8 protein-coding genes are annotated in these 13,022 nt (G+C 61.9%); 4 read left to right on the top strand and 4 right to left on the bottom strand.

The annotated features are described in order from the left end of the window. Positions 1 to 19 precede the first annotated feature (19 nt). Together CMI59_RS01630 and CMI59_RS01625 are read left to right on the top strand one after the other, a co-directional pair. A complete protein-coding gene (locus CMI59_RS01630; protein WP_293323810.1) occupies positions 20 to 4,315 on the top strand; it encodes an MBG domain-containing protein in 4,296 nt (1,431 codons plus the stop codon). Between the two features lie 7 nt (positions 4,316 to 4,322). Continuing rightward, positions 4,323 to 6,089, top strand: a complete 1,767-nt coding sequence (locus CMI59_RS01625) for a ShlB/FhaC/HecB family hemolysin secretion/activation protein (protein WP_293323808.1) — start codon at positions 4,323 to 4,325, stop codon at positions 6,087 to 6,089. 337 nt (positions 6,090 to 6,426) lie between these two features. On the opposite strand, the gene CMI59_RS01620 is transcribed toward CMI59_RS01625, so the two are convergent. The 4 genes from CMI59_RS01620 to CMI59_RS01605 form a co-directional block, all read right to left on the bottom strand. Further along, a complete protein-coding gene (locus tag CMI59_RS01620) occupies positions 6,427 to 6,711 on the bottom strand; it encodes a YrhK family protein (RefSeq protein ID WP_293323806.1) in 285 nt (94 codons plus the stop codon). 94 nt (positions 6,712 to 6,805) lie between these two features. Further along, positions 6,806 to 8,551, bottom strand: coding sequence for an ATP-binding protein (locus CMI59_RS01615; protein WP_293323803.1), 1,746 nt, complete (start codon positions 8,549 to 8,551; stop codon positions 6,806 to 6,808). Positions 8,552 to 8,846: 295 nt separating this feature from the next. Continuing rightward, positions 8,847 to 11,501, bottom strand: coding sequence for an aminopeptidase N (pepN, locus tag CMI59_RS01610; RefSeq protein WP_293323800.1), 2,655 nt, complete (start codon positions 11,499 to 11,501; stop codon positions 8,847 to 8,849). Positions 11,502 to 11,708: 207 nt separating this feature from the next. Beyond that, positions 11,709 to 12,293: a hypothetical protein gene (locus CMI59_RS01605; protein ID WP_293323797.1), complete on the bottom strand. Its 585-nt coding sequence runs from the start codon at positions 12,291 to 12,293 to the stop codon at positions 11,709 to 11,711. Positions 12,294 to 12,509: 216 nt separating this feature from the next. Here CMI59_RS01605 and CMI59_RS01600 point away from each other — a divergent pair, with 216 nt between their 5' ends. Beyond that, a complete protein-coding gene (locus tag CMI59_RS01600; RefSeq protein ID WP_293323794.1) occupies positions 12,510 to 12,650 on the top strand; it encodes a hypothetical protein in 141 nt (46 codons plus the stop codon). Next, on the top strand, positions 12,647 to 13,022 hold a 376-nt coding region (locus tag CMI59_RS01595), incomplete at its 3' end, for an acyl-CoA dehydrogenase family protein (protein WP_293323791.1). The genes CMI59_RS01600 and CMI59_RS01595, both read left to right, overlap by 4 nt.

The following is a 13,022-nucleotide window of genomic DNA, read 5'->3' as shown; positions in this document are numbered from 1 at the left end:
GGTCGGCCCCGGGGGAAGCGTGAGGACCGGTGGTAGTTTCGCCGCCACCACGCTCGAGGCCGACGAAACCGCCTTCATGTCGGATGGCGCCTTGTCATTGTCCGGCCAGTCCGAAGCGCCGGTGGTCAATCTCGGCAAGATCGCCGCGAGTAGCGGCGATGTCGTTCTGGCGGCTCATAGCGTCCGAAACGAAGGCGAAATCTCCGCCGGCGGTAGGGTTGCAATGGCGGCCGCGCATCATGTCGAACTTTCCGATATGGGCGAGGGGGTGGATATCACCGTGCGGGTGAGCCGTTCCGGCGATGTTGAGAACAAGGGGTTTATCAAGGCAACGGTCGCTCGGCTGGAATCGGCCGGCGGCAATGTCTACGCCCTTGCGGGAAACACGGATGGCGCCATCCGGGTGAGTTCTGCGACGCGTGAAGGCGGGCGGGTGCTCTTGCGCGCCGCGGGGCGCGTAGAGATCAACAGCCGCATCGATGCAAGCGGCGAGGCGGGGGACGGCGGGCATATCGTGGCGGAAGGCGCATATGTGGCCCTCGGCGCGCAGGCGCGCATCGATGCAAGGGGCGCTGAAGACGGCGGCACGGTAAATCTCGGTGGCGGATGGCAGGGCGGCGATCCGGATATCCGCAATGCCGAGACGCTCCTCGTGGCATCCGGCGCCGAGATCAGCGTCGATGGTGCAGCGGGGAACGGCGGCGAAGCTGTGCTCTGGGCCGATGGGCGCACCGACTTCGCGGGGCATGTTAACGCGCGTGGCGACAATACGGGGCAGGGCGGCCGCGTAGAGGTTTCAGGCAAGAAGACGCTCTCCTTCGCCGGCACCGTCGATACGGGTGGCGGAACGTTGCTGCTCGACCCTACAGATATTTCCATCGTCGACACGATCACCGGCAATGCGACGGAAGGCGCGCTTTCGGGCGATTACGGCTATGCCGAACAGGAGTCGGTGGACGCATCGGAAATCGAAGCAGGAACCCTGGCGTCGCTTCTGGAAACCAACAATGTGACCATCACGACCGTAAATCCGTCCGGGAACGGTAGCGGCAACATAACTGTTGAGGCGGCGGTGACGAGTGGTGGCGGCAGCGGATCGACGACCCTCACGCTGAACGCGGAGAACGATATCGAGGTCAACGCGGCCATAGGCACAGACGATACCAATCACCCATTGGGTGTGACGCTCCAGGCGGGCAACGACATCACGGTTTCCGATACCATCGAAACCGGCGGTGCGGCGTTCAATGCGGTGGCGAACAACAATATCGACGTGGTGGCGACGGGCGCGGTCGACAGCGGCGGCGGCGATATCTTCATACGCGCCGACGACGATGCGGACGGACATGGCATTGCAAACGGTACGGGCGTCTTTTCGATAGCGAATGGTGGCAGCGTCGTGTCGGGCGGCGGAGATATCCGTATCGAAATGCAGGGCCTGAATATTTACGGCCCCTCGCTTTCTGCGACGGCGCTGGATGCAGGGGCGGGCGATGTTTTCATCGACCTCTCTCATGGCGGGCACATCGCGCTCGCGCGGCGCGGCACGATCGGCATCCATAACGATTATCTTTATCTGTTCTCGGACGACCTTTCCAAGGTGTCGGCGGCCAACCTTCATATCAACCAGCAAAAGAAGAAGGGCAGCTACAAATACTTCTCGGCTTATAATTCGGCGGATCAGCAGAACTGGGGCATCGGGATTTCCGACGAGATCCATTTGTACGCCAATGGCGGGATCACGATTTACGGCGGATTTGCCAATATCGAAACCGCTCTTTTCATCGAAAATTCCGCGGGCGGCTACAACGATCTCGCGATATCCAATCCTCTGTCGGCCAAGGGCGATGTGACGCTCGTTTCGCCGCAACTTCGCCTATACACCTATGGCTATTACGTCCGGTCCACGCAGGGAGATCTCTACCTGCGTACGAACAGCTTCAACTACTTCACCAATAGCTCGCTCCGGGCAACCGTCGGGACGGTGAACATCAGTAGCTACAGCCCGGGCGCCCTCACCGCGCCGAACGCCGCGCTCGTCAGCGCGCCGCGTCTCGTCTATGGCGATGCCGGCGATACAACTGTCCTGACGGTCGGCGCCATGACCGCCGCGCAGACGGCGAATATTACCACCGAGATCGTGTTCCAGGCCTCCAACGGCGTTCAGTTCAACGGCATCTTCGAATCCGAAAATGCCGTCGTCGCGCTGAGCCCCGATAGCGATGGCGATCTTTCCGGCGCCGTCACATTCGCAGACGGTGCCGGCATCACCTCCGGCGGCGACCTGACGCTGGACGCGGGGTATTTCGGCCCTGAATCGCCGGTTTTCAATGGAAGCGTGGCCTTTCGCGCGACGCGGCATCTGACGGTGGATCGAGACCTCTCCGTTGCAGGCAATCTGCTGCTCGGCGCCGACGCGGATGAGAATGGCGAAGGCACCTTGCGGATTGCGACGGGACGAACCGTTTCTGTAACGGGTGGCGGAGCGCCTGAGCTTTCGCTTCTTGCGCCACGCATGAAACTGGATGGGAATGTCTCCGCGACGACAGGCAGCGTTCACATTCAGGGACCGGGCCATGAAGCGGTCGACCTCGGTTCGACAACCGATGACGCGGTCTCGACCATCGAACTCAGCCAGGCCGAAATCGCGCGGATCGCCGCGAACGAACTCTATATTGGGGACAGGTCGGTCTCTCAGGCCGACATCGAGGTGACGGGGGCGATCGATCTGTCCGGCGTCGGGGCGGTCAGCCTTCTGACGGACAACGACTTCACGATTAGAAGCGGCGGGAGCCTGACGGCCGACGGCGACCTCGTGATTGCCGCGAACAGCTTCACGAATGAGGCAGGCGCTGCGGCGCTGGACGCGGGAACCGGACGTTATCTTGTCTACTCGGTTTCTCCTCTCGTCGACGATGTGGACGGGCTTTCCGGCGCGCGGCGCTATGCGCGAAGCTATTCGGTCAATCCACCCTCGACGATCTCGGAATCGGGCGACTTCTTCTTTTACACATATGCTCCGGTTCTGACCCTGTACGCGGACAATGTGTCGAGAGCCTATGGCGACGCCAATCCGGCCTTTTCCTACACGGTGGATGTGAACGGTCTCGTCGCGGGCGACAGCCTGGCGGAAGCCCTGTCCGGGACCGTTGGGTTGTCGACAACCGCCACGGCGCAATCCGATGTCGGCGATTACGCAGTCAATGTCGATATGTCCGGAGCGAGTTCGACGCTGGGCTACTCGTTTCAGGTGCTCCCGGCTACCGGAACCCTGACGGTTAACCAGCGCGTGCTGGAAGTAACGGCGGACAATGCGTCCAAAACCTATGGCGACGCCAACCCGGCCTTCTCGGCTTCCGTCACTGGCGGTGGGCTTGCCGCGCATCACGCAACGCTGGGCGATGCGCTGGCCGATCTCGGCTTTGCGACGGCGGCGGGGGCCACGAGTGACGCCGGGACTTACGCCATTGAAGTCGATGGAACGAATGCCAATTACGCCCTCACTTTCCTGGACGGCACGCTCACCATCGATCCGAAATCGCTGACGGTGACGGCGGATGATGCCTCCAAGATTTATGGCGATGTCAACCCCGCTTTCTCGGCCTCCATCACCGGTGGCGGTCTGGCCGCGCATCACGCAACGCTGGGCGATGCGCTGGTCGATCTCGGCTTTGCGACGGCGGCGGGGACCACGAGTGACGTCGGAACTTACGCCATCGAAGTTGAGGGGACGAATGCGAATTACGACCTCACCTTCCTGGACGGCACGCTCACCGTCGATCCGAAATCGCTGACGGTGACGGCGGATGACGCTTCACGCCTGGAGGGCGAGGCGGCCCCTGTCTTCACGGCGAGCTTCGACGGATTTTTGGCCGGTGATGGCGTCTCTTCGCTATCGGGATCGCTTCTGTTCGCCAGTTCGGCCGATACCGGTTCCCCGCCCGGCGACTACACGATCAGGCCTTCGGGGCTCACCTCCACGAATTACGCCATCACATATGTCGACGGCGTGCTGGTGGTGCTGGTCCGTCCGGTCACCCCCTCCAACGATGCATTTACGGAGACCTTCGACGTCATGACGAGGCCTGTCGCGGTCCAGGGTCCCGAAGAGAGCGGTTCGTTTTTTTCCGGCAGGTTCGGGCGTAGCGGTCTCGCAGGTGCCGGAGGTAGCGGGGCACCGCAGGCCCATATGAGCTTCAACGGTATGCCTTTCGGCTACAGGAATGGCGTCGTTCCTCTCAGCCTCATGAACGGGACCGCAGGAAACGGATACTTCGCATATGCCTCCGGGCTTGGCGAACAGGACGGAGAGTAACATCAAGATGAAAAAGTCGGTTTTGGCGTCCTGTGTCCTAGTGGCAGGACTGGCCGGGTTCGAGGCCCGTGCCGCTGACGAGTACGAGCGGATTGCGCCGGATGTTCCACCCGTTTTCGAAGAAGAGCCGACATTGCCTTCCGGCGACCTGAAAACGTCGGACGACGAAACGGTGTTGGTCGCGAAGTTGAACGGGCTGGTCCTTCTCGGCTCGCTCGGCGACGTCGCAGCGGAGGGCGTCTCGGGCAGGGGAATTGACGCGTCGCACCTGCCGTCCGGACACCCCCCTCTGGACGGGTCGCTCGAAACATTTCTCGGTCAGCCGGTGACGCTGGCGGAGCTCGATCGCATATCGGCCGCCATCGTCAAGGCCTACCGGGCGGCGGGCCGTCCTCTTGTCGATGTGCTGATCCCCGAGCAGGACATCACGTCGGGAACCGTGCAGGTTACGGTGCTGGAGTTCCGTCTTGGCGAAGTGCGCAGCGAAGGCAACCGCCACGTGTCGGATGAGCGCCTTGTCGCGGAGATCCGTAGCATGCCCGGGCAGCCTATCGACGCCGGTGCGCTGGTGGACGATATCAGATGGCTCAACCGGAACCCGTTCCGCAAGGTGCGTCTGGTGCTGGAAAGGGGCGATGCGTTCGGCGAAACGGATATCGTGCTCGATACGCAGGACAAGCGGCCATGGCGCGTCTATGTCGGCGCGGACAATTCCGGTTCGCGCTCGACGGGATGGGAAAGGTTCTTCGCCGGCTTCAATCTGGGCGACCTGTTCGGTCTCGGCCACGTCCTTTCCTACCAGGCAACGACGGATTCCGATCTGTTCACCGAGGGCGCGTTCCCGCATGGCACGACCTCCGACGACCCGCGCTATTTCGCGCATTCCTTCAGCTATACGGCGCCCTTGCCGTGGCGCCATGAGCTGTCGCTTTTCGGCTACTATTCGGAAGTGCACCCGAATTTCGGAACGCCGCTTACCTCCGACGGCTCGTCCTGGCAGGTAAGCGGCCGCTACATCATTCCGCTGCCCGTATCATGGGATATGACGCATGAGATTGCGTTCGGAGGCGACTTCAAGCGGACCGACAACGATCTCGCCTTTGGCGGGACGTCGGTTTCCTCCTCCTCGACCGACATCGTGCAGGCGGTCTTCGAATGGTCCGGCAGCCGCTCCGATATATGGGGTGTGACGACGGGCGAGGTCGAACTCTATGTCAGTCCCGGTGGGCTTTCCGCTTTCAATGACGACCGCGATTACCAGCCCTCTGCGACGAGCACGGGGCGTACCGGCGGCAAAGCAGAGTACGCCTACACCAGGCTCGACCTCGTTCGCGACCAGCGTCTTTTTGCCGGCTTCTGGATGAAGGGACGGTTTGCCGGCCAGCTCTCCACCGCCAACCTTCTCCCCAGCGAGCAAATCGCGCTCGGGGGAACCCGTTCGATTCGCGCCTTCCGCGAAAGCGAAGCGCTGGGCGATCATGGGTACAGGACGTCGCTGGAACTGCATGCGCCGCTGATGGCACCGCTCGCCAACGCAGGGATACAGGACGAACTGGACGCCTTTGCCTTTTTCGACCGGGGCGAAGCGGTTTTGCAGCATGCCGCAGCCGGCGAAGAGAAGCGACAAACCCTGGCGAGCGTTGGTGTCGGCTTGAAATATCGCTGGAGCGAGCATGCGACCTTGCAGGCTAGCTATGGCCGGCAATTGGTTGGCGAAGGCATCGACGCGGAAGACGATCAGATCTTCGGCTTTAGGGTGACGGTTTCCTACTAAGCATGTACGAAGCTCGTCGTGTCAGAAAGCGGTCGGTCCCTGTCGAGCGGAAACAGGAGGTGCGCCGCTGCCAGCGACGTCAGCCGTGATTCGCGCCAAAAAAGCGGGGCTCGGCTTGGGCGAATGGGAGGCGGCTTAGCTTTGCCAGGCCGATGACTGTGATTGTCCAGGCCAAGGGGACAACATTTTTCGCGACCGGCAGTCGTTGGACAGGCGGAGACAAGTTCAATTTATCCGCTGTTTTCGGAGCTCTTTTTCTGAATCAATATTGAAACCGGGGAAAAAGACAATGAATTCAAGGCTGTTCAAGTATGACTGGTATCTGTAGGCGGTACGCTTACCACTGCGAATAGCTCGGCGTGCTGCGTCCGAGATGGATGTGGCGTGCGAGCCGGATCGCGGGGCGGATGAGAAGCTGCGCACTGCCGATCACGAAAAGCCATGTGCCGTCGTAAGTGGTCTCTGCCCAGAAGAAGAGAATGCTGCCCGCAAGGAACCATGCACCGACCATGAAGTCGTTGACGATACTGACGACTTCGTAAGTGCGCTCGATCACGATCTGCTCGTGGCCGACATGGATCGAAAAGCTGCGCTGCCGGGAGGCCTGCCGTTCCTGCGTCATCGTTTCCTCGTCTTTTTCGAAACTCGAAGGACGAGGGCAACCTAACGTGCCGGGCGGGAAACGGCCAATGCTGTGTCGAAAAAAGAAGTGACGCTCAGAGCGGCAGCGTGAAGCTCACTGTCGTGCCGACGCCCTCGATGCTGTCGATGTCGAGTTCGCCACCATGCATTTCCACCAGCGAGCGCGACAGGGCAAGGCCCAGGCCCGTGCCCTTGTGCGTCTTGTTGTGCTGGCTTTCCACCTGCTCGAAAGGACGCCCGATCTTGGCGAGCGCACTTGAGGGAATGCCGATGCCCGTGTCGCGCACCGCAATGGTGAGCATCCCGTTCCCCGTCGTGCCGGTAACGTGAATGCTGCCGCCGGCCTGCGTGAACTTCACCGCATTGGAGAGGAGGTTGAGCAGCACCTGTTTCACGGCGCGCTTGTCCGCCTGCACATGGGGCAGGGCCGAGACTTCGTTGACGATCTTGAGGTCGGCCTCTTCGGCGCGGCCGCTGACCAGACGCAAGGACTCGCCCAGCACTTCGTCGATATCGAGGTCTTCCTTTTCCAGCGTCATCCGGCCCGCCTCGATCTTCGACATATCCAGAATGTCGTTGATGAGTTCGAGCAGGTGCTGGCCGGAGCCTTTGATGTCCTTCGTGTACTCGTGATATTTCGGCGCGCCGAGCGGGCCGAAAAGCTCCGACTCCATCATCTCCGAAAAGCCGATGATCGCATTGAGCGGCGTGCGCAGCTCATGGCTCATATTGGCGAGGAATTCGGATTTGGAGCGGTTCGCCGTTTCCGCGCGCGTCTTTTCGACGGCGTATTTCTCGGCGAGGTCCACGAGCTGGCGAGCCTGCTCCTGCAGCTTCTGGCGCGAGGTTTCGAGGTCGCGCACCGTGCGCTCCAGCTCGCCCTTGCTTTCGGTGAGCTGCGCTTCCTGCGTCTTGATGTCGGTAATGTCGGTGCCGACATTCACATGCCCGCCATCCTTGGTGCGGCGTTCGCTGATCTGCAACCAGCGCCCGCTGGGAAGATGGATTTCGCGCACGCTTTCATTGCGGCCCGTGCCGGGCTGCGGCCAGCTTTCCGCCACCGAGGCGCGCGCCATCAGGTCGGGCAGGGTGCCGCCGGGCGCCACGTCGCTTTCCGGCAGGTCGAGGAATTCGGCGAACTTGCTGTTGGACGTCACCAACTTGTTGTCGCCGTCCCAGAGTACGAAGGCCTCGCCGATGCTCTCGATGGCGTCGCGCAGGCGCTCATTCGCTTCCGAGACGCGCTTTTCGGCGAGCTTTTGTTCGGTAATGTCGATGGTGATGCCGACAAGCCGTTCGCTGGCGAGCCGGCCGCCGCCCCAGACCTGACCCTTGGCATGGACCCAGACCCACGATCCGTCGGCATGCTTAAGACGAAAGTCCGTGTCGTAGGAGCGGGACGGGCGGCTTGCCGCCTGCATGATCTCGTCGATCGCCTTGAGGTCGTCGGGATGCGTCAGCGCTTTCACTTCATTGGGCGACATACGCCGCGAGGGCTGCTTGAGGCCGACCATGTCGAACATCGCCGCCGACCAGTAGACCCGGTTTTCCGTCAGGTCCCAGTCCCAGATCCCGCAGCGCGCACCGGCAAACGCCATGTCGAAGCGCTGCTGGTTCTCCACCAGCGCGGCTTCCGCTTCCAGCTTGCTCTCGCGCAGATGAACGAGGAGCCAGGCAAGCGCTACATAGCCGGCCGAAAGGAGGCCCGAAAAGACGAGCGTGCGCGAGAGGCCCTCGTCGAGATATAGGGCGACATTGAGCGCGACAAGCCCGACCCCGGAAAGGGCGAGCAGAAGCCGGGCGACTTTTCCAGAAGACATGCCGAACCATCCGTTCCGCCGAAGCGACGAATGCCATATGGCCGGTCGGTCGCCCATCTTGCCCATCGTTTCATGTCTGCCGGTGCTGGCGTCCGCCATGGCCCTTGCCTGTATAGCCGTTCCGAATCAGTTGCTTGAAGGCGATGATTCGGCTTGGGCACAGCTTTGTCCATAGTCGTGCGTTAACTTTTCATTAACCGATGCAATTCGGACTCAGTCCACAGACATTACCCGATGAGAATAGCGCCTTTTCAGCGAATGTCCGCCAACCGGATCGCATGCGATCCCATATCGATCAGGCCAGCGTCTTGGTCGCGATTTCATAGACATCGCGGGATAAACCCTCGGTTTCGGCAATGCGCTTCAGCGCGGCTTCCATCCCCGCCCGCCGCGACGGCTCGAATTGCCGCCAGCTCTTGAAGCTGCCGAGCATCCGCGCCGCCACCTGCGGGTTCAGCCGGTCCAGTTCGAGTACCTTGTCGGCGACGAATTCGTAGCCCGCGCCGTCCTTCGCATGGAAGCGGACCTGGTTGGCCGCCGCGAAGCTGGTGATGAGCGCACGCACCTTGTTCGGTCCCTTGATGTTGAAGGCCGGATGGGTGGTCAGGCGCTTGATCTGGGCCAGCGTGTCCGGCCTTGTGGAGAGCGCCTGCAGGGTGAGCCATTTGTCCACGACGAGATGATTGTCTTTCCAGCGTTCATAGAAGTCGGCAAGCGCTTCGTCATGCTCAGCTCCGTCCACATTGGCGAGAACGCCGAGCGCGGCCATCGCATCCGTCATATTGGTCGCCTGCCTGTAATGCGTGAGGGCAAGCGTGACGCCCTCCCGCGAGCCCGGCACAGCGGCCAGATAGGAAAGGCAGGCATTGCGCAGTGCCCGGCGGCCGGCATGGTCGGCATCGGGCGAATAAGGCCTCTCCACCCGGAAGGCCTCATAGGCTGCTGCAAACTCATCGCGAAGCTGCGCCGCGATGGAGCCGCGCAATGTCTCCCGCGCCGTATGGATCGCGTCCGGGTCGACATCCTTGCCGATCGTTTGCGCAATCGTCTGCTCGCTCGGCAGGACGATCATCTGCGCCACATAGTCGGGGTCGAGCGAGCTGTCGGCGAGCAGGGAGCGGATCATCTCGGCAAAGGCCGTCCCCTGACGGTTTTTCTCGCCACTGGCCTGTGCGCCGACAAGCCCGATCAGCAGGCCCGTTGCGTAGCGCTGTGCCGCCTCCCAGCGGTTGAACGGGTCGCTGTCATGCGTCATCAGGAACATGAGGTCGCGTTCCTTCAGATTGGCATTGAGCTTCACCGGCGCGGAAAACCCGCGCAGCAGCGACGGCACCGGCTTTGCGGGCACGTTGACGAAGTGGAAGGTCTGTTCCTGCTCGGTCAGGTTCAGCACGCGCGATGTGCCGACGGGCGCGTCCTCGCCCTGAAGCTGCAGGGGAATGTCATGGCCGTCCGGCCCCACAAGCCCCATGGCGACGGGGATGTGATAGGGCGCTTTTTTCGGCTGGCCCGGCGTCGGCTGGCAGACCTGGCTCAGCGTCAGCGTGTAGCTTTTCCGGGTCGCATCGTAGTTGCCCGACGCGAGCACCTCCGGCGTGCCGGACTGGCTGTACCAGCGCATGAACTGGCCGAGGTCCAGCCCTGCGCCATCGGCAAGCGAAGTAACGAAATCCTCCACCGTCGCCGCTTCGCCGTCATGCCGCTCGAAATAAAGGTCCATGCCTTTGCGGAAGCGTTCCGGCCCGGCCAGCGTATGGATCATGCGGCAAAGCTCTGCGCCCTTCTCATAAACGGTTGCCGTGTAGAAGTTGTTGATCTCGATATAGGCGTCGGGCCGGACGGGATGCGCAAGCGGCCCGCCATCTTCCGGAAACTGATGCGCGCGAAGGAGCTTCACGTCGGAGATGCGCTTCACCGGACGCGAGCGCATGTCGGAGGTGAATTCCTGGTCGCGGAAGACGGTGAGGCCTTCCTTCAGGCAGAGCTGGAACCAGTCGCGGCAGGTGATGCGGTTGCCGGTCCAGTTGTGGAAATATTCATGCGCGATGATCGCCTCGATCGCCGCGTAGTCGGCATCCGTCGCGGTCTCGGCGCGGGCAAGGATGTATTTGTCGTTGAAGACGTTGAGACCCTTGTTCTCCATCGCGCCCATATTGAAGGCGCTTACCGCGACGATCATGAAGATGTCGAGGTCGTATTCGCGGCCGAAACGCTCCTCATCCCATTTCATGGAACGCTTCAGCGCTTCCATCGCATAGGCGCAGCGGTCCTTATTGCCGGGCTCGACATAGATGCGAAGCGTCACCTCGCGGCCCGACATGGTGGTGAAGGTGTCTTCCACATGGCCGAGCTTGCCGCCCACCAGAGCGAAGAGATAGGAGGGCTTGGGGAAAGGGTCGTGCCATTCCGCGAAATGCCGCCCGCCGTCCAGGTCGCCGCTCGCTTCCAGATTGCCGTTGGACAGCAGCACCGGCGCATCGGCCTTGTTGGCCTCGATGCGCGTGCGATAGACCGCCATCACATCCGGGCGGTCCGGGAAATAGGTGATACGGCGGAAGCCCTGCGCCTCGCATTGCGTGCAATAGATGTCGCTGGAGAGATAAAGCCCGGTCAGGGCCGTGTTCTCTTCCGGCGCGCAACTGGTCACGATTTCGAGCGTAAAGGGTTCTTCCGGTGCGTCGAACAGGGTGAGCTGGGCGTCGTCGACCTGATAGGCGTTCGGGCTCACCGTCTCGCCGTTCAGCTTCACCTCGTGAAGCGTCAGCTTCTCCCCGTCCAGTACGAGGGGGGCGTCGGCGTTCTTGCTGTCCGGGTTCCGGCGCACGGTCAGCTTTGAGTGCACCCGCGTCGCCTTGGGATCGAGCGAAACGTCGAGCGCCACTTCGTCGATCAGAAAGGCGGGCGCCGTGTATTCGGCAAGGCGGATGGTGCGGGGGTCTTCATTTTTCATAGATGATCACTCGAAACCGGGGGGGCAATCGGGCCGCGGACGGACAAGGGGAGGACCGGCGGCAAGCCGCAGCTCCATAGACCTCGTGCGTCGGCCCGTGGACAGGAGATAATCGTTCGGGAAAGGTTCCGCAATTCGCGTGGCGGAATTGGGGCGGAATTGAAGAGCCCGACCGGGATTTTCCGTCTCGGGGGCCCTTCGAGGTCTTTAGGAGGGGCGGCTCGATGCGGGCTGGCCCGCGCCGCCTTCTTCCTCCACCACGCCCTGGCGCAGCACCTTGGCCAGTGTCGCGGCGGCGTCATTGGCGATATCCATCACATCGTCGGGCAGGTTTTCCGGATTGTTGCGCGCCACTTCGATCAGGTGCTGCAGCAGCACCATGAATTGCGGGCTCGCCGCCATGATCCGCGCCTGCATCTCGCAGCGATCCGGATAGAGGTCGTATTCGATGCCGGGCACGCGCCAGCCTCCGCCTTCATGGCCGCCTGTCACGATGACGGGATGGGTGCCGGGGACGGGGTGGTTGGCAGATTCCGAGTCCGAGCGCCATTTATTGGGCACGCGCTGCACATGCCACTCTTCCATATTGGGGTCGAGATGGGTGAGGGCCTCGGTTTCTTCCGTCTCGAGCTCATTGGCCCGGAACTCGCGGCCAAGGCCGACATCGTAATTGATGCGCAACGGCTCATCCATGTCCTTGACCCATTGCGGCACCAGCCGCTCGATCACCGCCCAGGTGCCCACCGGCCGGACATAAACGCGCTGGTTCTTATGAAATTGTGCCTTGGCCATCCCGCAAATCCTTTGCCTTTTAGACAGACCCGTCTCTACCCCGCATCCTGCGTCATGGCCGGTTAGCAGCCTGTTAAGGCGAATGACGATTTTGCCATGGGGAAGCGCAGAGTCTTGCGGTTTCGGAGGTGGTTCGTTTCCCGCCCCCCGCCTTGGCTCAAGCCCGACGCGACGTAAAATAAGCGGGCCTTTTCAGATGGCGGAAATGCGGGAACAATGCGCGCCAAACGGATCGTCCCGGCACTTGCCGGGACGGGCGACAAGACCATTTTTCCGGACTGGAAAGTCATGAAAGAGCCGGATCCGGCGGGCAGGGACAATGCGCCGCCGCTACCGGCCTTGCGGGAGGTACTATGAATTTCGATTTTTCCGACGATCAGAAGATGCTCAAGGAGCAGGTACGCAAGTTCCTGGGCGACAAATGCGGCTATGACGTCGTGCGCAAGCATCTGGAAGGCAAGGACGCCTATGATGCCGGCGTCTGGAAGGGCCTCGTGGACATGGGGCTGACCGGTACCGCCATTCCGGAAGCCTATGGCGGTCTTGGCCTCGGCGCGCTGGAGCTTTGCGTGATCGCCGAGGAACTGGGCCGTTCCGCGGCGCCGGTGCCGTTCTCTTCCTCCATCTATCTTGCCGCGGAAGCGATCAAGCTCTTCGGCACGGAAGAGCAGAAACAGAAATGGCTGCCGAAGCTCGCCAGCGGCGAGGCCGTCGGCACGCTCGCCATGG

The organism is Parvibaculum sp. (assembly GCF_002684405.1).
Taxonomy (GTDB): domain Bacteria; phylum Pseudomonadota; class Alphaproteobacteria; order Parvibaculales; family Parvibaculaceae; genus Parvibaculum.
The sequence above is the reverse complement of the archived record's forward strand: the minus strand, read 5'-3'. Positions and strand labels throughout refer to the sequence as shown.